At 66.3% G+C, this 19,748-nt stretch carries 21 protein-coding genes; 8 read left to right on the plus strand and 13 right to left on the minus strand.

Annotated elements, in window-relative coordinates; all coding sequences use genetic code 11:
• Positions 1-15: 15 nt before the first annotated feature.
• Positions 16-477 carry an MFS transporter gene (locus tag SJI03_RS10780; protein ID WP_322427177.1) on the minus strand — a complete coding sequence of 154 codons (462 nt, stop codon included), beginning with the start codon at positions 475-477 and terminating at the stop codon, positions 16-18.
• Positions 478-668: 191 nt separating this feature from the next.
• Here SJI03_RS10780 and SJI03_RS10785 point away from each other — a divergent pair, with 191 nt between their 5' ends.
• From SJI03_RS10785 to SJI03_RS10800, 4 genes are all read left to right on the plus strand, one after another.
• On the plus strand, positions 669-1,169 hold the full coding sequence (locus SJI03_RS10785; protein WP_322427178.1) for a LysR substrate-binding domain-containing protein: 501 nt from the start codon (positions 669-671) through the stop codon (positions 1,167-1,169).
• A gap of 114 nt (positions 1,170-1,283) precedes the next feature.
• Positions 1,284-1,898 (plus strand): glutathione transferase GstA, encoded by a 615-nt coding sequence (gene gstA, locus SJI03_RS10790; RefSeq protein WP_322427179.1) that lies wholly within the window; start codon positions 1,284-1,286, stop codon positions 1,896-1,898.
• A gap of 285 nt (positions 1,899-2,183) precedes the next feature.
• Entirely contained in the window at positions 2,184-3,740 is a 1,557-nt protein-coding gene (locus SJI03_RS10795; RefSeq protein WP_322427180.1) for an FAD-dependent monooxygenase, read from the plus strand.
• A gap of 61 nt (positions 3,741-3,801) precedes the next feature.
• A complete protein-coding gene (locus SJI03_RS10800; RefSeq protein WP_322427181.1) occupies positions 3,802-4,899 on the plus strand; it encodes an acyl-CoA dehydrogenase in 1,098 nt (365 codons plus the stop codon).
• On the opposite strand, the gene SJI03_RS10805 is transcribed toward SJI03_RS10800, so the two are convergent.
• Genes SJI03_RS10805 through SJI03_RS10815 form a run of 3 tightly spaced genes read right to left on the minus strand, consistent with a single transcriptional unit; the run spans position 4,885 to position 7,637 of the window.
• Positions 4,885-6,252, minus strand: a complete 1,368-nt coding sequence (locus tag SJI03_RS10805) for an MFS transporter (protein WP_322427182.1) — start codon at positions 6,250-6,252, stop codon at positions 4,885-4,887. The two genes, SJI03_RS10800 and SJI03_RS10805, sit on opposite strands and share 15 nt — an antisense overlap.
• Before the next feature lie 40 nt (positions 6,253-6,292).
• A complete protein-coding gene (locus SJI03_RS10810; protein ID WP_322427183.1) occupies positions 6,293-6,940 on the minus strand; it encodes a 4-carboxy-4-hydroxy-2-oxoadipate aldolase/oxaloacetate decarboxylase in 648 nt (215 codons plus the stop codon).
• Positions 6,941-6,974: 34 nt separating this feature from the next.
• Positions 6,975-7,637, minus strand: coding sequence for an RraA family protein (locus SJI03_RS10815; protein ID WP_322427184.1), 663 nt, complete (start codon positions 7,635-7,637; stop codon positions 6,975-6,977).
• Between the two features lie 93 nt (positions 7,638-7,730).
• Here SJI03_RS10815 and SJI03_RS10820 point away from each other — a divergent pair, with 93 nt between their 5' ends.
• Positions 7,731-8,624 carry a LysR family transcriptional regulator gene (locus SJI03_RS10820; protein ID WP_322427185.1) on the plus strand — a complete coding sequence of 298 codons (894 nt, stop codon included), beginning with the start codon at positions 7,731-7,733 and terminating at the stop codon, positions 8,622-8,624.
• Here SJI03_RS10820 and SJI03_RS10825 read toward each other — a convergent pair whose 3' ends face one another.
• A complete protein-coding gene (locus SJI03_RS10825) occupies positions 8,625-9,110 on the minus strand; it encodes a cupin domain-containing protein (RefSeq protein WP_322427186.1) in 486 nt (161 codons plus the stop codon).
• A gap of 259 nt (positions 9,111-9,369) precedes the next feature.
• Here SJI03_RS10825 and SJI03_RS10830 point away from each other — a divergent pair, with 259 nt between their 5' ends.
• From SJI03_RS10830 to SJI03_RS10840, 3 genes are all read left to right on the plus strand, one after another.
• Complete coding sequence (locus SJI03_RS10830; protein WP_233516049.1) at positions 9,370-10,203, plus strand: HDOD domain-containing protein; 834 nt, start codon at positions 9,370-9,372, stop codon at positions 10,201-10,203.
• A 92-nt stretch (positions 10,204-10,295) separates the two neighbouring features.
• Positions 10,296-10,727 carry a hypothetical protein gene (locus SJI03_RS10835; protein ID WP_322427338.1) on the plus strand — a complete coding sequence of 144 codons (432 nt, stop codon included), beginning with the start codon at positions 10,296-10,298 and terminating at the stop codon, positions 10,725-10,727.
• Entirely contained in the window at positions 10,724-11,665 is a 942-nt protein-coding gene (locus tag SJI03_RS10840; protein ID WP_322427187.1) for a DUF2145 domain-containing protein, read from the plus strand. Before SJI03_RS10835 ends, SJI03_RS10840 begins: the two co-directional genes overlap by 4 nt.
• Here the strand turns inward: SJI03_RS10840 and SJI03_RS10845 are convergent.
• The 8 genes from SJI03_RS10845 to SJI03_RS10880 form a co-directional block, all read right to left on the minus strand.
• Positions 11,631-12,935 carry a glycosyltransferase gene (locus tag SJI03_RS10845; RefSeq protein WP_322427188.1) on the minus strand — a complete coding sequence of 435 codons (1,305 nt, stop codon included), beginning with the start codon at positions 12,933-12,935 and terminating at the stop codon, positions 11,631-11,633. The two genes, SJI03_RS10840 and SJI03_RS10845, sit on opposite strands and share 35 nt — an antisense overlap.
• Positions 12,936-13,098: 163 nt before the next feature.
• The gene (locus SJI03_RS10850) at positions 13,099-13,548 is read right to left on the minus strand and encodes a GNAT family N-acetyltransferase (RefSeq protein ID WP_322427189.1); all 450 of its coding nucleotides are present in this window, start codon (positions 13,546-13,548) and stop codon (positions 13,099-13,101) included.
• 45 nt (positions 13,549-13,593) lie between these two features.
• Positions 13,594-14,223 (minus strand): NAD-dependent dehydratase, encoded by a 630-nt coding sequence (locus SJI03_RS10855; RefSeq protein ID WP_322427190.1) that lies wholly within the window; start codon positions 14,221-14,223, stop codon positions 13,594-13,596.
• 58 nt (positions 14,224-14,281) lie between these two features.
• Entirely contained in the window at positions 14,282-14,665 is a 384-nt protein-coding gene (locus tag SJI03_RS10860) for a nuclear transport factor 2 family protein (RefSeq protein WP_322427191.1), read from the minus strand.
• Positions 14,666-14,706: 41 nt separating this feature from the next.
• Entirely contained in the window at positions 14,707-15,807 is a 1,101-nt protein-coding gene (locus SJI03_RS10865) for an alkene reductase (RefSeq protein WP_322427192.1), read from the minus strand.
• A gap of 72 nt (positions 15,808-15,879) precedes the next feature.
• A complete protein-coding gene (locus SJI03_RS10870; protein WP_322427193.1) occupies positions 15,880-16,467 on the minus strand; it encodes a TetR/AcrR family transcriptional regulator in 588 nt (195 codons plus the stop codon).
• Positions 16,468-16,526: 59 nt separating this feature from the next.
• Positions 16,527-17,807: an arsenic transporter gene (locus SJI03_RS10875; protein ID WP_099377074.1), complete on the minus strand. Its 1,281-nt coding sequence runs from the start codon at positions 17,805-17,807 to the stop codon at positions 16,527-16,529.
• 113 nt (positions 17,808-17,920) lie between these two features.
• On the minus strand, positions 17,921-19,567 hold the full coding sequence (locus SJI03_RS10880) for a DUF4394 domain-containing protein (protein ID WP_322427194.1): 1,647 nt from the start codon (positions 19,565-19,567) through the stop codon (positions 17,921-17,923).
• Positions 19,568-19,748 lie beyond the last annotated feature (181 nt).

The raw sequence follows: 19,748 nt of genomic DNA on the forward strand, positions 1-19,748 counted from the left end.
CGGCCTCTAGTGGTTTCACATCTCGGTGATGTAACGGCGCGCGGCCACCAGCATGGCTGCGCCGATGGGCAGGTTGATGAAGAAACCCACGCGCCACGACAGCCATTCGGCCAGCACGCCGCCCAGCACCAAGCCCACGCTGGCGGCGATGCCCGCCACGGCGCTGTACAGGGCGATGGCGCGCGTGCGCTCGCGCCCCTCCGCAAACGTGGTTTGCAGCAGGGCCAGGGTGGATGGCGCCAGGATGGCCGCACCCACGCCCTGGATGGCGCGTGCGGCGATCAGCATGGCCGGCGACTGCACCAGGCCGATGGCCAGCGAGGCCAAGGTAAACAGCAGCAGGCCCAGCTGCAGCAGGCGGCGCCGGCCATACGCGTCGCCAGCGCGAGCGGCCAGCAGCAAGCCGCCAAACGTCAGGGTGTAGGCGCTTTGCACCCAGGCTAGGCCCGTATCAGTAAAGCCCAGGTCGCGGTGCATTTTTGGCAAGCCCGTCAGAACATGGACGTGTCGAGCACGATCATTACATAGCTGACAAGGATGATGGCGAGGATGGTCGCCTTGTGCGGCGCGGCGGGGGTAGCGGGAAGATTTTTCATGCCTCCACTGTAAGGCTTTCGCATTACCATGAATAGATGCTAAAGTCCGCATGACGCATGAACTTATTAGGCATGACAGACATCGTGGCCGCGCGCTGCGACACGGGCGTGCGCCTGGGCGTGCAAGTGGCCAAGGACATGATCGCCATGCCCATCGGTCCCGATTTCCGCATGGCCGTCGTCGCTGCGCCCGCGTATTTCAGCCGCCACGCGTCGCCCGTCACGCCGCAGGACTTGGTGGCGCACAACTGCATCAACATGCGCTTACCCACCTTGGGCGGCCTGTTTGCCTGGGAATTTTCCAAGGATGGGCAGGAGCTGAAAGTACGGGTGGAAGGGCAAATGATCTACAACAACATGGCCATGCGATTGCATTCGGCGCTCGATGGCCTGGGCGTGGCCTGCATAGCCGAAGACGTCGTCCTTCCCTACCTGTCCGATGGCCGTTTGATCCGCGTGCTGGACTACTGGTACCCCACGTATGCGGGCTATAAGCTGTATTACCCGAGCCGGCGCCACCCGTCGCCCGCGTTTACCTTGCTGCTCGACACCTTGCGCTATCCCGGGGTTTGAGCCGACGCAAACCTCCTCCGAGCGTGCACGGCCACTTGCGCGAACACGCGTTTACCGCGCGGCGGCGCAGGTCTATAGTGGCATCTTTCCCACCTTTTCAAGGACAGGATCGCCATGAAACTCTTTTATTCTCCAGGCGCCTGCTCGCAAGCGCCGCACATCCTCCTGCGCGAAACGGGCACGCCATTTACGCTGGTGAAAGTCGATCTGGGCCAGCACCGGACGCAGGAAGGCGGCAATTACTATGAACTCAACCCGAAGGGACAAGTGCCGCTGCTGGCGCTCGACGATGGCACGACCTTGAGCGAAGGCCCCGTCATCGCCCAGTACATCGCCGAACAGAGCGGCAAGCAAGACCTGCTGCCGCCCGTGGGCAGCCTGGCCCGCTACAAGGTGCTGGAGTGGCAGAACTACATCACGTCCGAACTGCATAAATCGTTCAGCCCCCTGTTCGATTCCCGCTTCGACGCCGCCACCAAGGCCTTGTTCATTGAGCAACTCGGCAAGAAATACAAATGGGTGGACAGCCGCCTGGAAGGCCAGGCCTACCTGACTGGCGACACGTTCACGGTCGCCGACGCCTATCTGTTCGTCATCACGGGCTGGGCGCCAGGCCTGGGCGTGGATTTGTCCGCGCTGGCGAATGTGCAAGCCTTCCTGGCAAGAGTCGCCCAGCGCGACAGCGTCAAGGCTGCCTGGGAAGCGGAAGGTTTGGCCAAGGCCGCCTGAAGCCCTTTGCACGGGGTTCCCTGGGCTGGCGGAGCGCGACAGTCCCGTGCTAAGATCGCGCTGTCGAAAAAGGTGGACCGGCGTGGTGAGCCCCGGTCAGCCGTCCGCCTGCGGACGGTCATATTCCAGCCCTGGTGGCAGCGGACCACGACGAAAAGCGGACGTGCGCCGTTTTTTCGTCGGCGTGCGTTCCGTCACCCTGCTGCCTGAACGGCGTTGCGCCTGCCGCGAAAATTCACCACGTCCTTGACCGAGTGTGCTCTGCACAACACCCAGGACGACATCATGAACCCAGCTTCAATCCACACCCCTGTACTCATCATCGGCGGCAGCCTCGTCGGGCTTTCAGCCTCGCTCTTCCTCGCATGGCGGGGCGTGCCGCATATCCTCGTTGAAAAACACCACGGCAGCGCCGCCCATCCACGCGCCACGGGCTTTACGGAACACACGCTGGAATTTTTCCGCGCCGCCGGCATCGCCGAACGCATTCCCCAGGTGCCGCCCGGCGCCACCGTGCGCCGCGCCCGCGTGGAAAGTCTGGCGGGCCAGCACTACGAGGAATTGCCATGGACGCCAGGCCAGCCGGAAGAGCGCGACGGCAAGGCTACGCCCATGGCCGGCGCCGCCATCGCCCAGGACTTGCTGGAACCGATACTGCGCGAGGCCGCGCGCGCACGGGGCGCCGACCTGCGCACGGGCGTGGAACTGTTGTCCGTGCAGCAGGATGCGCAGCGCGTCACGGCGCAGCTACGCCAGCGCGACACGGGCGCAAGCTATGCCGTCACGGCCGATTACCTGATCGCCGCCGATGGCGCCGCCAGCCCCATCCGCGAACAGCTGGGCATCGCGCGCCAGGGTGCCGGTCCCCTGCGCGTGCTGCGCAGCGTGCTGTTCCGCTGCGCGGAGGCGGACGCCTTTCTGGAGCGGGGCATCCGCCAGTTCGACATCGATCAGCCAGGCTTCAAGGGTTTCCTGGGCACGTATTCGGACGGGCGCTGGTTCCTCATGTTTGAAGAACAAAACGACAGCACTGACGCGCAATTGCGGACGCTGATCCGCCAGGCCCTGGGCAAGGACATGGCCTTCGAGCTGATCACTACCGGGCGCTGGGAGCTGGCCGGGCTGATCGCGGACAGGTTCAGCGAAGGACGCATTTTCCTGGCCGGCGATGCGGCCCACCAATTGCCGCCCACGCGGGGCGGCTACGGCGCCAACACGGGCATCGACGACGTCTACAACCTGGCATGGAAGCTGCAAAGGGTGGTGCGGCAGCAATCGCGCCCCGCCCTGCTCGACACTTACACGGATGAGCGCCGGCCCATCGCCTGGCTGCGGCACCAGCAAACCTTCGCCCGGCCGGACTACGCGAAATGGGTCGGCGACGGCTACCAGAACGAACCCTTGTATGGCAACCTGGCGATGGAACTGGGCCAGTTGACGCGCTCTGGCACCATCCTCGGTGCCGGAGCGGCGCTGCCGCCGGCCGCCCATCCGCGCGACTGGGCTGGCCAGCCAGGCACGCGCGCGCCCCACGTATGGGTCCGGCATCGCGGCAACAGCGTCTCCAGCATCGACCTGTTGACCGACGATTTCGTGCTGCTGACAGCCGATCCGCGCTGGTCCGCCGCCGCCGCGCACCTATCGTTGAAGACCTTGCTGATCGGCGCCGACGTGCTCTTCCCCGCCGATCAGGCCTTCGGCGACACCTACGGCGCAGGCGATGACGGCGCCGTGATCGTCCGGCCGGACGGCATCATCGCCTGGCGCTCGGTCCCGGCCGCGGCGCCAGGCGCCACGCTGCTGCGCGCCGTGATGGAAAAAATCGCCATGCCGCACGGCTGACGGCAACGGCGCCGCCGCGCTGTGCGAAAATGCCCGCCTCTGCCATAGACGGACTTTGCCCATGCCGCACGCTGCCATTGCTACCCTTTCCGAACGCGACGCACGCCGCATCGCCCGCCACGCCCAGGCGGCCGATGCGGCCCGCTTCCTGCATCCGGCCCAGCAAGCCTTGCTGCACCGGCGCGGCTGGCTGACGATGCTGGCGCCGCGCAGCGCGGGCGGCGCCGAGCTGCCCTTGCCGCAAGTGGTGCGCCTGGAAGAAGCCGTGGCCGCCGTCGATGGCAGCATGGGCTGGGTGCTGACCCTGTGCGCGGGCGCGGGCTGGTTCGCGGGTTTTCTGGCGCCCGACATGGCGCGCGCCATCATCGGCACGCCCCGGGTCTGCCTGGGCGGCAGCGGCGCGGCCACCGGCTACGCGGAGGAAGAAGGCGACGGCTACCGCATCACGGGCAGCTGGGACTACGCCAGCGGCGCGCCCATGGCGACCCACTTCACCCTGAACGCCCGGCTGCGGCGCGATGGCCAGCCCCTGCTCGATGACGAAGGCAAGCCGCGCATCCGCGCCTTCCTCGTGCCCGCCGCGCTGGTGCAGCTGGTGCCGTCCTGGAACAGCATCGGCATGCGCGCCAGCGCCTCGCACAGCTACCGCATCGATGGCCAGTGGCTCGGCAAGGACCATGGCTTTGCGATCAGTCCTGACACCGCGACGGCCGACGGCCCGCTATACCGCTACCCGTTCTACTCGCTGGCCTACGTGACCCTGGCCGCCAACGTGGCCGGCATGGCCGCGCATTTCCTGGAATTGGCCGAAGAATGCATGCGCCACCGCCGCCATGCGCGCGAAGGCTTGCCACTGCTGGACGTGCCGGCAGTGGTCGCCATGCTGCAAGGCAAGAAAGACGCGTTCACTGCCGCCCGCGCCCGCTTTTACGCCGTGCTGGACGACAGCTGGGCGCAGGTGGCGGCCGGCGCGGTGCTCGGCGCGGGCGCCATGCAAGCCGTGCAAGACAGTTCGCTGGACCTGGTGGCCGCCTGCCGCGCGGCCGTCGATGGCCTGTACCCGTACTGCGGCCTGTACGCGGCCCGCGAAGACAGCACCATCAACCGCGTCTGGCGCGATTTCCACACGGCCAGCCAGCATTCCTTACTGCTGCCCTGACGGCCGCAACTTGAGCGGTTCGGCGATGGTCAGTACCACCAGGAAGGTCAGGCAGGAAATGGCCGCCATGAAGCCGAACACATAATCCCAGCCGTAATGATCCAGCAGCATGCCGACGATCCACGGCGTGGCCGCGCCGCCCAACTGGCCGCCCATGTTGACGAGGGCATTGGCGACGGGAAATTTCTCCTTCGACACGAACTGCATCGGATACACCATGTAGGCGGAGAAACCAATGCTCAACAGCACGCCCGTCAGGAACAGCAGCGCGCCGTATTGGAGCGGGTCGGCCGGCGCATGGATCAGCAAATACATCATGACGGCCGTCGACAGGGCGGAAATGAGCATGCCGGGTTTCCTGCGCTTGTCGAGCACGCGGTCAGCCAGCAAGCCGCCCAGGATATTGCCGAAGACGGCGCCCACCCACGGCGCGGCCGCCACCATGCCCATGTTCATGATGGAAAACTGTTTTACCGTCAGCAAGTACGTGGGAATCCAGGCCAGCAGCACGCTCGAAATGCCCAGCTGGCAGCAATAGCCGAGCGCGCAGCCGAGAATATTCCACGACGCAAACACGCCACGGCTGGTGCTGACGGTGGGCACCTGGCGCACGCGGATCAGTTTGTCGAGCCAGGGCATAGGCCGCGACGTGGCCGCCGTACCGGTGCTGCTGCCATCCGGCGCCTTTTCTTCGATGACGGCCAGTTCTTCCGCGTTGACGAAACGGCTCTCCATCGGCTTGTTGGTGACCAGGAAATACCAGAAGATGGCCAGGATCACGCCGGGCACGGAAAACCAGATGAACACTTCGCGCCAGCCCCAGGCGGCGATGATGGCCGCGCCGAGGATCGGCGTGATGACGGGACCAAACTTGACGGCCGACAAGAACAGTCCCGACGCCGTGCCCTTCTCGCGCGAAGGAAACCAGTGATTGATGGTGGTCGTCACGCCGATCGGCAACGGTCCTTCGGCCAGGCCCAGGCCGAGGCGGCACAGTTTCAATGACAGCAGGGACCCCACCAGCCCCGTCAGTCCCGTGGCGATCGACGTGAGCACCATGGAAATGGTAAACACCTTGCGCACGCCGAACTTCGACAGCAGCCAGGCGGAAGGCAGTTGCGCCATCGCATAGGCGACGAGGAACAGGCTGACGAGGCCGCCCGCATCGGTATTGCTCATTTCAAATTCCTTGCGCAAAAACGGCAAGACCACGCCCAGGTTGGCGCGGTCGGCGGCGGCAATCGTGTAGACGATGAAAAACAGGGCCGCGACGACCCAGCGGTAGCGCGTGGGACGGCGGACGGCCAGCGGTGCGGCGGGCGCCGCAGCCGGGGTGGTAATGGTGGTATGCATGAGGGTGTCTCCTGATTTTTTTTAGTGGTGGGCACAGAGGTCAGTGCAGTGCCAGCCGGCGCAAGGTCTCTTCCAGCCCCAGCAGGTCGACGGTCGTGGCGCCGTCTCGGATCTGCTGGCGGAAGCGCGCTTCCTTCTCTTCGCGCTGACGGCTTTTCAGCAGCACCGCGTCCACCTCGTGGCGCCGCACCACCACCACGCCATCCTGGTCGCCAACGATGATGTCGCCGGGATCGATGCTGACGTCGCCAATGGTGACGGTCACGTTGAGGCGCCCCGGCTGGTGCTTGCCCGTGCCCTTGATCGACAAACCCCGGCTGAAGACGGGAAAGCCCGCCTCGGTCATGGCGGCCGCGTCGCGCACGGCGCCGTGGATCACCAGGCCGGCCAGGCCGATCCGCTGCGCCTGCTCGGTGAAGACGTCGCCCCACACGCCCGCTTCCAGGAAACCCTTGGCGTCGACCACCAGCACGTCGCCGGGCTGGGCTTTCAGCATGGCGTAGTGCAGCATCAGGTTGTCGGCCGGGCGCGTATCGACGGTCAAGGCAGGGCCGGCCAGGCGCATGCCGGGCGCAATCGGCTTGATGCCGCTGTCGAGCGCGCCTTTCGCGCCCTGCGCTTCATAGATGGTGGCCGCGCCCAGCTGGCGCAGGGCGTGCAGGGTTGCAATGGAAACATGCTGGTCCATGGTGTGCTTTCTGAGAGGTAAAGAGAGGGGAAATTCAGGCAGCCGCAGGCTTGCGCTGCAAGGTGTGATAGCCGAACTGGCACCGCGCGTCGCGCAGCGACACGCCGTCCAGCGCGGCGGCGACGATGCGCAATTCCACCGCCTGCATGGCCAGGGCGCGTTCAAAAACGGCGTGCGCCCGGCCCGCCGGCACGATGACGACGCCATCCTGATCGGCCACGACGAGGTCGCCGGGCGCCACGCGCACGCCGGCCAGGCTGACGGGCGCGCCAACGGCGTCCACCTGCACCCGATCCTTGCCGGTGCGCATGAAGCGCCCCAGCGCAAACAGGGGGTAACCGGCGGCGTCCGCTTCCGCCGTGTCGCGGCACACGCCGCCGATGACGGTGCCGGCCACGCCCCGCTGCGCCGCCAACTGGCTCATGATGCCGCCCCAGACGGTGCAATCACTGCGGCCAGCGTTATCGAGCACGGCAATAGCGCCCGCAGGAATATCGTCGAGGTAATCGCCCACCGTGCCGGGCGACTGGCTGTCGACGGGCGCGAAGCGCACGGTAAAGGCGGGACCGAACAGGCGCCGCGGCCCGGCCACGGGGACGAGGCCAGGCACGCTGCCGGGCAAGCCGAAATAATCGAGCGCGTCCGACACTTCCGCACTGCTCAGGCCGCTCGCCTGCGTGAATACACTGTCTTCCATGAAACGTCTCCAGATCTTGTTGTCGTGGAACCCAGTTTCATATAAAGTGTTTTCAATATCAAACATCGATTATTGACTCTTGGATCAATAAAAATGAACTTAAGACAGTTGCGGTATTTTTGCGAGGTGGTGGAAGCGGGCAGCGCCGCGCACGCGGCCGAGCGCCTGCACGTGGCGCCGACGGCCATCAGCATGCAGCTGGGGCAGCTGGAAGCCCACCTGGGCGGTGAGCTGTTCGACCGTTCGCGCCGGCCCATGGAGCCGACGCCGCTGGGCCGGTTTTTCTACCCGCGCGCCAAGGAACTGCTGCTGCAGGCGGCGCGCCTGGATGACGAGGCCAAGGGCCTGGCAACGGGCAGCCATGGCTGGCTGGGCATCGCATTTACCCGCTCGGCCACGTTTTCCGTGCTGCCACGGGCCATCCGGCAATTTCGCGCCGTCTATCCGCAAGTGCAGCTGGACCTGGTCGAGGCGCTGTCCGAATACCAGCCGGCGCAGCTACGCCAGGGGCGCATCGATATCGGCCTGTCGCGCTTCATCGGCCCCTGCGAAGCGCCGCCCGACCTGTGCCACGCGGTCACGCTGGATGACCCGCTGGTGGCCGCCCTGCCCCTGCACCATCGGCTGGCGGGCCGCACGTCGCTACGCGCGGCCGAGCTGGCGGACATCCCCTTCATCCTGTATCCGAAAGACCCGATCAGCCCGTTTGGCCAGCAGATCGTCGCCGCGCTGAAGGCGGCGGGCGCCGAGCCGGCCGTGGCGTATTCCGCCGTGGAAATCTACACGGCCCTGTCACTGGTGGCCGCCGGCCTGGGCGCCACCCTGGTAGCCCGCTCGATCGCGGAAAACAACCGCGCCGACGTGGTCTTCCTGCCCGTGGACGATATCGCCACCAGCACCACCGTGGTGGCCGTGACGCGCGCCGATGAAAAAAGCCGCCTGGTGGCGGCTTTCCTGGAGATCCTGGCGCACGGCGAACAGTCCTGACTACCTGGGGTAGCTGTCATCCGCCACGTGCTCCAGCCAGTTGACGGCCGTGCCATCTTGCGCCTCCGCAATGGCAACATGCTGCATGGCAGACGTGGCCGTGGCGCCGTGCCAGTGCTTGACGCCGGGCGGTATCCACGCCACGTCGCCCACGGCCAGCGCCTGCAGCGGCCCCTGCCAATGCTGCACCCAGCCATGGCCTTGCGTGACGATCAGGGTCTGGCCTAGCGGATGCGTATGCCAGGCGGTGCGGGCGCCGGGCGCGAAGGTGACGAGGGCGCCGCCCACGCGGGCCGGAGCCAGGCGCTGGAACCTGGCGCCGACTACGACCGTGCCCGTGAAATAGGCGGCGTCGCCGATGCTGGCGGGCATGGCGGCGGCGCGCGTGACGGTGACTGCCGCTGGCGCGGCAGCGGCGCCCGCTTCGGCGGACGCGGCCCCGGCGGGCAGGCAAAGCGGCAAGAGTGCAGCGGCGTATCGATGCATATCTGGTTTCCTTTCTTGCCGGTATGATTGGTCTCACGTGCCGCCGGGCAGCCGGCGTCGCCTGTCCTGGCCATACAAGCTTAACAGTGCTGGCCCGTGCTGATTAGCGCCATAAACCCACTAGGGTCTATAAGCTGGACTGATGAATAGGTCGAGGCGCGGTCGAGGCGCGGCCTATTTCACAGGAAAGGCTGTCGGGCGCCATGCGGGCCGGATTGCCTGATAAGATGGGGCATTGCTACTTCTCGCTCCCCTATCCATGCACGTCAACACGCTCAGCAGTCTGGCGCAACTTCTGGCCAGCGCCGAAACGGAAACCCTGGCTTTTCCCACCAGCATCAATACGGCCCTGCTCCTGCAAAAGGAACTGGCGAATCCGGATTGCCACTCGGCCGACATCAGCCGGCTGCTGCTGTGCGAACCGACCTTGTCGGCGCGCGCCGTGGCGCTGGCCAATTCGGCCCTGTTCGCGCCCGGCCAGGCGCCCGCCCTCACCAGCGTGCGCGCCGCAGTCGAACGGCTGGGCCACCGCAACCTGTATGCGCTGGCCACGGCGGCCGTCATCCGCCAGCTGAACGCGGGCATCCGCGACGAAGCCTTGCGCGCCCGCGCCACCCAGCTGTGGGCACACACCGTGCACGTGGCGGCCCTGGCGCATGGGCTGGCGGGCGCCGTCACGCATACGGATGCCGATACAGCCCTGTTCGCCGGCATCGTGCATGAAGTGGCCGGCTTTTATTTGCTGGCCCAGGCCGACAAGACGCCGGGCCTGTACGCCGAGCTGGAAACGCAGATGGCATCCACGCTGGAAGTGATCGGCCGCGCGCTGATGCGCCAGCTGGGCGTGCCGCTGCCGGTAGCTGATGCCGTCAACGCCTTGCCCGGTTCGACCATCATGCTGCCGCCCGAGGGCTTGCGCGACACCCTGCTGCTGGCCAAGGCGCTGGCACCCGTGCCTACACCGCTGCCGCAGGCCAGCGTCACCGTCAGCGCGCCGCTGCAAGCGTATCTGGAAAATGATCCCGTGCTGCAGGCGCTGCGCACGCAGCCGTCGGCCGAAGCGAAGGGCCTGATCGAGGTACTGCTCAGCTGATAAGCGATCTGCTATGATGGCGCAGGCCGGGACAGACCCGGCGCGCTTTCATTGACGTCCACTGGAAAACTGCCTTGACTATCTCCTTACGCATGCTCGGCCTGGCCGCAGCTCTGACCGTGGCGTGCAACGCCAACGCCGACAGTTTCGTTTCCTCGGCCTCCAGCGCCGGCTCCCAGTCGAGCGGCAGCATTTCCGATTCGCTCAACGGTTCGAGCAACAGCTCCTCGCGCGACAACAAGGTGGCCAATGGCCCCTACCGCATCATCGACGTGGCAGCCCTGCCAGGCCGCGACGGCATGACGCGTTTGACCATGCAGGCCGACGCCACGGCAACGCCGCTGGTGCTGGACTTGCCGCAAGCGGCACTCGACAAGCAGCAGCTGACGCAAGGCGACGTGGTGCATGCGCAAAACCGCGCCTATGGCATCGAATTCTCGCGCAACGACACGCGCGCCGCCTTCTTCCTCGTGCTGGCCGACGACTGGTACGGCGAAATGGCCACGCGTCCCGTCAGCCTTTGATTTTGCGCAAACTGGCGCCGCTGCTGGCCGGCTGCGCCGCGCTCTTCCTGGCTGGCGCGGCCCAGGCAGGCACCTCGCTCGCCTCGTCGCGCTTTTGCGACCGCGCGCAGGAACTCACGGCCACGGAACAGGACCGCCTGTTGCGCTTTGCCGCCGTCGTGCGCGAGGAACTGGCCGCCAGCGAAGGCAGCGTGGCCCTCATCAGCCGCTCCGGCCTGGACCTGGCCCGCTTCGGCATCCGCTACTCGCATGCAGCGCTGGCCTGGCGCCACGACAATGACAGCGGCTGGTCCGCGCGCCAGCTGTACTACGCCTGCGACGAAGGCCGCCCGCGCATCTTCGACCAGGGCACGGCCGGTTTCGCCATGGGCACGGAAAATCCGTCACTTGGCTACATCTCCCTCGTGAAACTGCCTGCAGAAACCGTGCCGCCCCTGCGCCGCGCCCTGCTCGACCCCGTGCGCGTGCAGCAGTTGCTGGCGGGCCGCTACAGCGCCAACGCGTACGCCTTCAATTTGAAATACCAGAACTGCAATCAGTGGGTGGTGGAAATGCTGGCCGCAGCCTGGGGCGAGCTGGCCGCCGGCAGCGACTTGCGCGCCCGCGCCCAGGACTGGCTGCGCGCCGCGCCGTATGCGCCCGCCCCCGTCGACGTCGGCGCGCGCTGGCTGATGCTGGGCTCGATCTTCGTGCCCCTCGTGCACATGGATGACCACCCGCCGGAAGCCATCGGCACGATGCAGCTGGCAGTGAGCCTGCCGGCCAGCCTGGAAGCGTTCGCGCGCCAGCGCCTGCCCGCCAGCGAACGCGTGGAAATCTGCCACGACGGCAAGCAGGTGGTGGTGCACCGGGGCTGGGAACCGATCGCCGACGGCTGCGTGCCCGGCGCAAACGACCGTGTCATCACCCTCGACGACGGTGCGCCCCAGTCCCGATAAGCGCCGCCTCGACGTGATCGAGCAGGCGCGCTGATTCGAGCCCCTGCCCCATCCGGCGGGCCACGTCTACGCACGCCAGCTTGACCTCGGGCGCGGCCAGCAGGCGCGCCAGTTGCCGCCGCATGCGCCCCGCCGACAGGCGTTTGGCCAGCAAGACATCCCCTACACCGAGCCGTTTGGCGCGCCAGCCGTTATCGAACTGGTCGTACGCGAATGGCACGATCAGTTGCGGGACGCCCGCGCGGAAGGCGTCCGCGCTGGTGCCGATGCCGCCGTGGTGCACCACGGCCGCCACGCGCGGCAACAGCGCCGCAAACGGCACGTGCGCCTGCCACATCACGGTCGGCGGCAAGTGTTGCGGCACTTGCGCCGCGTGGGGCGTGAGGAACAGGCCGCGCCGCCCCAGCCGCCGCAAGACGTCCAGCGCGATGCTGAAATAGCGTTGCGCGTGCTGGTGGCCGGTACCGGGCGTAAACACGATGGGCGGCTCGCCCTCGTCCAGAAAACGTTCCAGCTCCGGCGGCAGCGCCGCAGCGCCATGCATGGCGGCGCCGGTGAAATCGGCTTGCACGAAGTGCGGCGGCCAGTCCGCCTGCGGCGCGGCGAACCAGGCGGGGAACAGCCCCAGCGAGGCATCCGGCGCGGCCAGCATGTGCGCAAAAAAATGCGCTTCCGGCGGCAGCCCATGCTGCGCGCGCGCGCCATTCAGGCCCGGCAGCAGCACCGGGTCGACCATGCTGCGGTGGATCAGCCGCCACAGCGCCTGGCGCCAGGCCAGCGGCACCCAGGCGGGAATCCGCAAGGAGCCGGCCGCCAGGAAGTCATGGCTGCTGCACAGGTTCGATGGCGCCAGATACGCCGCGACGATGCGCAAGCCAGGGCGCACGGAGCGCGCCAGGGCCGCCATCGGCACGAGGATCGGGTGGCACAGCACCACGCACGGCTCGCCGGCCGGCAAGCCTTGCACGACGTCGCGCACGGCGCCCAGGTGCGGCACGAGGCCATTCCACACCACGCCCCAACCCTTGCGCTCATCCCACAGGCCTGGGTCGCCCAGCATGGCCTGCCCCTCTTCCACGCTGCCAAAGATTTGATACGGCAGCCTTGACGCCCGCGCGGCCGCTTCCTGCCAGCCCGGCACCAGCAGCAGCACGCGCCGGCCCCGTTGCTGCAAGCCCTGCGCCAGCGCGATAAACGGTTGCATGTCGCCGCCGGTGCCGCTGCTGGCCACGATGACGAGCGGGGATGGCGGCAGCCTGTCATCAGCCATGCTGCCCTCCGTGCCTGGCGGCGGTCTGCAATGGGAGGTCAAACGAGAGTGACGGGCGCATGGGCATCTTTCCTAGTTGAAACACCCAACGATAGTAAGCGACTAACGTTACCATCTCAATCAGTATTTGGCCGAAGCATGACGCCATGCCAGCCTGCAGTTGCTACACGGGCAGTTGCAACATCATGTCCCACTGGTCGATGCCTGGCCCGAAGCCATCCGGCGTCACCTTGACTGCCTCAAAACCGAAGCGCGCATAAAAACGCTGCGTGTGCTGGCTGGTATTCATGTTCACGCTGGCGACTCCCGGCACGGCACGGATGGCGTCCAGGCGCGCCTGCGTCAGCGCGCGGCCCAGTCCCTGCCCATGCAGATCCTGCGCCACCATGCCCCAGCACAGGCTGGCGACGGTGCCGCCCGCCTCAATGGCGTGGCCGCCGCAGGCGACGATGTCTCCGTCGCGTTCGATGATCAGATACGGATGCGTCGATGCTTCCAGCCAGGCGGCAAAGCCCGCACGCTCGGACGGGTCGAAAAAGCGCGGCGTATTGCCATCGAAAAGGGCCAGGCAGGCGTCGCGGTCGCCGGCCTGGTAAGGGCGTACTGTCTGCATTGTGATCCTTTCAAAAACGGGAAGATAAATGATACGGGCCTGCGCTCACAGCAGCTGCTCCGACGTCACCACGTGCACGCCCGGCGCGGCGGCCAGCGCCGCTTCCAGCAAGGCGCTGGCGATGCGCGGCGCGGGATTGATGCGCCAGCGGCGCGGCAGCACGGGAGCGAGCACGCGCAGCAGGCGCAAGGCGGCGCCCTCGCCCGCCCGCGCCACGTCGCGTTCGCCGCCAATCAGACCGGGTCGCACGTGCGTGAGCGAGTAAAAACCCAGCGCTTCCAGGTCGCGTTCCAGCTCGCCCTTGACGCGGTTGTAGAAGAAGCGTGAAGCGGCGTTTGCGCCGGCCGCGGAATTGAGCGCATACGTGCGCGTGCCGGCCGCCAGCGCCAGGCGCGCCACGACCAGCGGATAGTCATGGTCAACCCGTCGGAACGCCTGTCGCGTGCCCGCCGCCTTCATGGTCGTGCCCAGGGTGCAGATGACGGCGTCCGCCTGCCACCAGGGCGCCTCCGCCGGCAAGCTGTCGAAGTCGACGAGCGGCGCATCGAGCTTCGGATGCGCCGGCAAGGGCTTGCGCACGGGTGCCACGATGGCCGTGACGCGCGCGTCGGCCAGAGCCAGGCGCAGTACTTCGCGGCCCACCAGGCCCGTGGCGCCTGTCAGTATCAGTTTCATTCATTCTCTCCGCATGCTGGACGCCACACGATACAGCATCGGGCGCCCAGCCAGTGCATCAGGCGCCCGCGTGCGTGTGATAAATCTTGCTGACGATGGTCCACTCGCCCTGCACCTTCAACAGGTTGAAAAAGTCGGTAAAGCGGAAACCCGAGATATCGTCCGTATCGACGCGCGCGCTGGCCGCCGTGCCCACGATGTCGACGCGCACGATGGCCGCCCTTGCCTGCGGCGATGGCCGGAAGGCGCTGTCGATGATTTCGAACAGGCCTTCGATGGGTCCGCCCGTCAGTTGATCGTCGCCATCGACGCCGAAAATGGTGGCCTGGCCGCTGAAAGCCGGGCGCATGATGCTGCTGTCGGCCTGCGCGCCGCCCGCATTGTATTGATTCAGCACGGCGACGATGGCCTGGTAATCCTGCACAAAAGTGGTGTTGTTCATGTTGCGCTCCTTGGGTGAGTAAAAAAGAAAATCAAGAGAAATCAGTTCAGGTTTGCGGGCCAGTCGGTGTAGCCGCTGGCGCCACCGCCGTAATACGCCTCGCGCGGCGCCACGGTCAACGCCACGCCATGGCGCAGGCGGGCCACGAGGTCCGGATTGGCGATGAAGGGACGGCCAAACGCCACCGCATCAACCTTGCCTTGCGCGCGACGCGCCTGCGCCAGCGGCAAGTCATAGTGGTTGTTGCCGATGTACGGACCGTCGAACAGCGCCCGCAGCGCATCGAGGTCGACGCCTGTCGGCACAGCGCGCGAGGTGGCCGTGGCGCCCTCGACGAAGTGCAGGTACGCCAGTCCATAGCCGTTCAACTGTTCGATCAGATAGCCATAAGTGGCCATCACGTCGCTGTCGACGGGCGTATTGCCCGCGTCGGGCGTGACGGGAGACAGGCGGATGCCGACCCGCGCCCCGCCCCAGACGTTCACCACGGCTTGCGTCACTTCCAGGGTCAGCCGCGCACGGTTTGCGATGCTGCCGCCATAAGAGTCCGTGCGCTGGTTGGTCGAATCGCGCAGGAACTGGTCGAGCAGGTAGCTGTTGGCCGAATGCACCTCGACGCCGTCGAAACCGGCGCGCAGTGCGCATGCGGCCGCATGCGCATACTGGGCCACGATGCCGGCGATTTCCCGCGTTTCCAGTGCGCGTGGCATGGACACGGCCTGCATGCCGCTGGCGGTATAGGTGCTGCCCTCGGCCCGGATGGCGGAAGGGGCGACGGGCGCGGCGCCATCGGGCTGCAGGCTCGCATGCGAAAACCGCCCCACATGCCACAGTTGGCAGACGATCTTGCCGCCGGCCGCATGCACGGCATCGGTGACCAGCTTCCAGCCAGCCACCTGCTCGTCCGTCCATATTCCGGGTGTCATGGCGTAGCCGCGCGCCTGGGACGAAATATTCGTCGCTTCGCTGATGATCAGACCGGCGCTGGCGCGCTGGGCGTAATACTCGGCGTGCAAGGCGTTCGGCACGCCATCGTCGCCCATGCGGCTGCGCGTGAGCGGCGCCATGACGATGCGGTTGGCCAGCGCCAGCGCGCCCAGGTCGACGGGAGAAAATAGATCGCTTTCATGCTGTTCGGTCATCGTACTGCTTTCATATTGTGCGAGAGGTCAAAATAACTGACCGGTCGTCTATTTAATGGTTAAAAAAAACGGCTAGGACAGCAGCCGTTGCGTGCTCGACATGGCGGCGTCGAACGGTCCGCCGCTTTTGGCCACCTTGGCCATCAGGGAAGCGCCCAGCCACAACTGATACAGGGATTCGGCCAGCACGCGCGCCGCCGTCGCCGCCGCCGCCACGGAACCGTCGAGGTGGCCCGCTTCCACGCACTGCGTCAGGCGCTCCAGGATGGCGCCCGTGCCCTGCTGCAGCACGGCGCCCATGTCCACGGACAGGTCGCACACTTCGGCGCCCAGCTTGACCACCAGGCATTTGCCTTCCGGCGCGCTGCTGGCCTGGGTGGCGCGCCAGTAGTCAAAATAGGCCAGCAGGCGCTCGCGCGCCGTGCCTGGTCCCGTCAGCAAGGCGTCGACCGTCTGCAGATAGGTAGTGAAATAGTCATCGAGCAAGGCTTGGCCAAACTCTTCCTTCGACTTGAAGTAATAGTAGAACGAGCCTTTCGGCACGCCAGCGGCCGCCACCAGCTCGGCCAGGCCCACGGCCGTATAGCCCTTCTCGGCCATCAGGGCATTGGCGATGTCGATCAGGTGCTGGCGCATGTCAGCGGAGGATTTTTTGCTCATGCAGCCAGTATAGCAAAAAATCTGACCGGTCGTCTAGTAAACTATCCCCCGCTCTGCCATCACCCCAGGCGCAGCGCCAATGCAGCCAGGGTCACCAAGAGCACGGGCACGGTCAGCACGATGCCGACGCGGAAATAGTAGCCCCAGGAAATATGGATATTCTTGCTGTCAAGCACGTGCAGCCACAGCAAGGTGGCCAGGCTGCCGATGGGCGTGATCTTCGGGCCCAGGTCGCTGCCGATGACGTTCGCGTAAATCATCGCTTCGCGCACGGCCCCCTGCGCCGTCGTCGGGTCGATGGCCAGCGCGCCCACCAGCACCGTCGGCAGGTTGTTCATCACGGACGACAATAACGCCGTCAGCACGCCCGTGCCCATGGCCGCGCCCCACACGCCGTACTGCGCAAAGTGGTTCAGCATGCCCGTCAGGTACGCCGTCAGGCCCGCATTGCGCAAGCCGTACACGACCAGATACATGCCCAGCGAAAAGACGACGATATGCCACGGCGCATGGCGCAGCACGTGGCGCGTGGAAATCACGTGCCCCTTGCCTGCCACGCCCAGCAGCAGCGCGGCGCCGACGGCGGCGATCAGGCTGATGGGGACGCCCAGGCTTTCTTGCGAGAAAAATCCCACCAGCAGCAGCGCCAGCACCAGCCAGCCGGCGCGGAAGGTACCGAGGTCGCGGATGGCGGCGTCCGGGCGTTTCAGCTGCGCCACGTCATAGTCGCGGGGAATATCCTGGTGAAAAAAGAGCAGCAAGGCCGCCAGGGTCGCCAGCACGGCGACGACATTGACGGGCGCCATCACGGACGCGTACTCGGCAAAGCCGATCTTGAAGAAATCGGCCGAGACGATATTCACCAGGTTCGACACCACCAGCGGCAGGCTGGCCGTGTCCGCAATAAAACCGGCCGCCATCACGTAGGCCAGGGTGGCCCTGGCGGAAAACTTCAGCGCGCGCAGCATGGCGATGACGATGGGCGTCAGGATCAGCGCGGCGCCGTCGTTGGCGAACACGGCGGAAACCAGGGCGCCCAGCAAGACCAGCAGCACGAACAGTTTTCTGCCGCTGCCGCCGCCCCAGCGCGCCACGTGCAAGGCGGCCCATTCGAAGAAACCGGCCGCGTCCAGCAGCAGGCTGATGATGATCACGGCGATGAACGTGCCGGTGGCGTTCCACACGATGTGCCAGACGACGGGGATGTCGCCCCAGTGGATGACGCCCGCCAGCAAGGCGACACAGGCGCCGATGACGGCGCTCCAGCCGATGCCCAGGCCGCGCGGCTGCCAGATGACGAGGACTAATGTGGCGAGAAAGATGAAGAAAGCGGTGAGCATGAGGTCCCGTTCGTTGCGGCATCGCGGGCACCATGCGCCGCAGCCATTGAAGATCAACAATAATTCTATAATACTGGAATTATTGAATCAAAGCAAAGCTGCGGCGTATTTCCTTACTTGAGCGCGATGGCAATATCGACCAGTCCCACCGACCCGTTGCCGACGAGGGACGCGGCCGGCGTGGCCGCGCCGCCGCTCAGCACGGCCGCACCCGTCGCCAGGTCGATGCGGTACAGCGAGCTCGGTCCCGTGGCCGACGTGCGCAAGGCCGCCAGAGCCAGGCCATTCGCGCCACCCGCGATATCGAAGCCGACGTCGCCCGCCACGGCCAACCCGAGCAGCCCTACATTGACGAGAGTACCGTCATTCGGCGGATTTTGCAGGGCGAGCGCAGCGCTGGCCGTATCGATATCGAACAGCATGGTGGCCGCCGTGCCCGCAAAGCTGTTGCTGTAGGCCGCCGCCGTGACAGCCGGCGTTGCACCGGCGCGGTTGACGGCACCATCGGTGGTGGTGGCGCCCGTGTCGACATTGATGCGCAGGCTTTGCCCCGTGTTGCCGATCACGCGCAGGCGGTCGGCGACGGGATTGAAGTCGACGCCGAAGGCCGTGCCGGCGATGGCCGTGTAGGGCGCGGTGGCGTCCACCGCATCAGCCGCCAGCGTCGCCTTGACGGTGGCCACACCCGTGTCCGGGGCGATGGTAACGATGCGCCCCGTTGACGATACCCCGTACAGCAAGCCGTCTTTCGGACGGATATCAAAGCCCAGCAGGCGCTCGCCCGCCGCCAGGCCCGTGACGGCCACGTTGGTGTCCAACGTGTTCGGCGTGGCCGTCTTGAAGCTGACGATGCGATTGTCGTCCGTCAGGCCGTAGGCGATGGGGGCGCCCGGCGCCTTCAAGGCGATGCCGCGCAATTCTTCCGTCACGCCGATGGCCGCCACCAGGGTTGCAGGCGCCGTGGCCACGGCCAGGTTCAAGGTGTACAGGTTGCGCGCGCCGGCCACCGTCATGACGGCGTAGCCCGTATTCGTGCGCGCATCGATATCGAAACCGGCGACGCCGGTGGCCGCCACGCCCAGCGGCACGGCATTGGCCAGGGTGCCGTTGTTGGGCGGATTTTGCGTGTACAGGGTGGCGTTGGCCGCATCGATGACGAACAAGGTGGTGCTGGCCGTGCCGGCGAAGCTGTTGCTGTAGGCGGCCGCCGTGACGGCGGCATTGACTGCACCGCCATTGATATTGCCGTCCGTCGTGGTGGCCCCCGTGTCGACATTGATGCGCAGGCTCTGGCCCGTGTTGCTGACGATGCGCAGGCGGTCGGCGACCGGGTTGAAATCGACGCCGAACTCCGTGCCGGCCAGCGCCGTGTAGGGCGCCGTCGCATCAGCCGCATCGGCCGCCAGGGTGACCTTCACGGTGGCGGCGCCCGTCACGCCATTCAGGGTGTAGATGCGCCCCGTGCTGCCGACGCCATACAGCTGGCCATCAGCGGGACGGAAATCGATGCCCAGCAGGTTTTCGCCAGCCTGCAGGCCCGTCACGCTGGCCGTGGTGCGGATGGTGACTGGCGTGGCGCGGTCGAACGACAGCAGCTTGTTGCTGGCGGTGAGCACGAAGACATCGCCCGCCACCGCCACGGGTGGCGCTGGCGGAGCAACAACATCGTCATGGTCGCTGCCGCCGCAGGCGGACAAGGTCATGGCGACGGCGGAAACGAGCAGCAGCTTGGCAAATGGCAAAGTCGGTAATATCGGCATGATCGTGGCCCCTGTAAGAGTGAGTGGAAGTGCCGCTCGTGCCGCCCTTGCGGCGAGCGCACCCCTGTACTACTCGCCATGCGCGCGTTTGGATGCAGCCATGCAAAAATATATTTCGGCGCCATTGATGCTTGTGTTTATGCAACTTTTTTCAGTGTATAGTCGCAGTCACGACGACAAG

This window comes from Janthinobacterium sp. GMG1, from assembly GCF_034427795.1.
Lineage (GTDB): Bacteria > Pseudomonadota > Gammaproteobacteria > Burkholderiales > Burkholderiaceae_D > Janthinobacterium.

Coding starts and splice junctions, on each gene's coding strand:
- SJI03_RS10780 (WP_322427177.1), bottom strand. CDS start 477: ATGCACCGCGACCTGGGCTTTACTGATACGGGCCTAGCCTGGGTGCAA.
- SJI03_RS10785 (WP_322427178.1), top strand. CDS start 669: ATGACAGACATCGTGGCCGCGCGCTGCGACACGGGCGTGCGCCTGGGC.
- gstA (WP_322427179.1), top strand. CDS start 1,284: ATGAAACTCTTTTATTCTCCAGGCGCCTGCTCGCAAGCGCCGCACATC.
- SJI03_RS10795 (WP_322427180.1), top strand. CDS start 2,184: ATGAACCCAGCTTCAATCCACACCCCTGTACTCATCATCGGCGGCAGC.
- SJI03_RS10800 (WP_322427181.1), top strand. CDS start 3,802: ATGCCGCACGCTGCCATTGCTACCCTTTCCGAACGCGACGCACGCCGC.
- SJI03_RS10805 (WP_322427182.1), bottom strand. CDS start 6,252: ATGCATACCACCATTACCACCCCGGCTGCGGCGCCCGCCGCACCGCTG.
- SJI03_RS10810 (WP_322427183.1), bottom strand. CDS start 6,940: ATGGACCAGCATGTTTCCATTGCAACCCTGCACGCCCTGCGCCAGCTG.
- SJI03_RS10815 (WP_322427184.1), bottom strand. CDS start 7,637: ATGGAAGACAGTGTATTCACGCAGGCGAGCGGCCTGAGCAGTGCGGAA.
- SJI03_RS10820 (WP_322427185.1), top strand. CDS start 7,731: ATGAACTTAAGACAGTTGCGGTATTTTTGCGAGGTGGTGGAAGCGGGC.
- SJI03_RS10825 (WP_322427186.1), bottom strand. CDS start 9,110: ATGCATCGATACGCCGCTGCACTCTTGCCGCTTTGCCTGCCCGCCGGG.
- SJI03_RS10830 (WP_233516049.1), top strand. CDS start 9,370: ATGCACGTCAACACGCTCAGCAGTCTGGCGCAACTTCTGGCCAGCGCC.
- SJI03_RS10835 (WP_322427338.1), top strand. CDS start 10,296: ATGCTCGGCCTGGCCGCAGCTCTGACCGTGGCGTGCAACGCCAACGCC.
- SJI03_RS10845 (WP_322427188.1), bottom strand. CDS start 12,935: ATGGCTGATGACAGGCTGCCGCCATCCCCGCTCGTCATCGTGGCCAGC.
- SJI03_RS10850 (WP_322427189.1), bottom strand. CDS start 13,548: ATGCAGACAGTACGCCCTTACCAGGCCGGCGACCGCGACGCCTGCCTG.
- SJI03_RS10855 (WP_322427190.1), bottom strand. CDS start 14,223: ATGAAACTGATACTGACAGGCGCCACGGGCCTGGTGGGCCGCGAAGTA.
- SJI03_RS10860 (WP_322427191.1), bottom strand. CDS start 14,665: ATGAACAACACCACTTTTGTGCAGGATTACCAGGCCATCGTCGCCGTG.
- SJI03_RS10865 (WP_322427192.1), bottom strand. CDS start 15,807: ATGACCGAACAGCATGAAAGCGATCTATTTTCTCCCGTCGACCTGGGC.
- SJI03_RS10870 (WP_322427193.1), bottom strand. CDS start 16,467: ATGAGCAAAAAATCCTCCGCTGACATGCGCCAGCACCTGATCGACATC.
- SJI03_RS10875 (WP_099377074.1), bottom strand. CDS start 17,807: ATGCTCACCGCTTTCTTCATCTTTCTCGCCACATTAGTCCTCGTCATC.
- SJI03_RS10880 (WP_322427194.1), bottom strand. CDS start 19,567: ATGCCGATATTACCGACTTTGCCATTTGCCAAGCTGCTGCTCGTTTCC.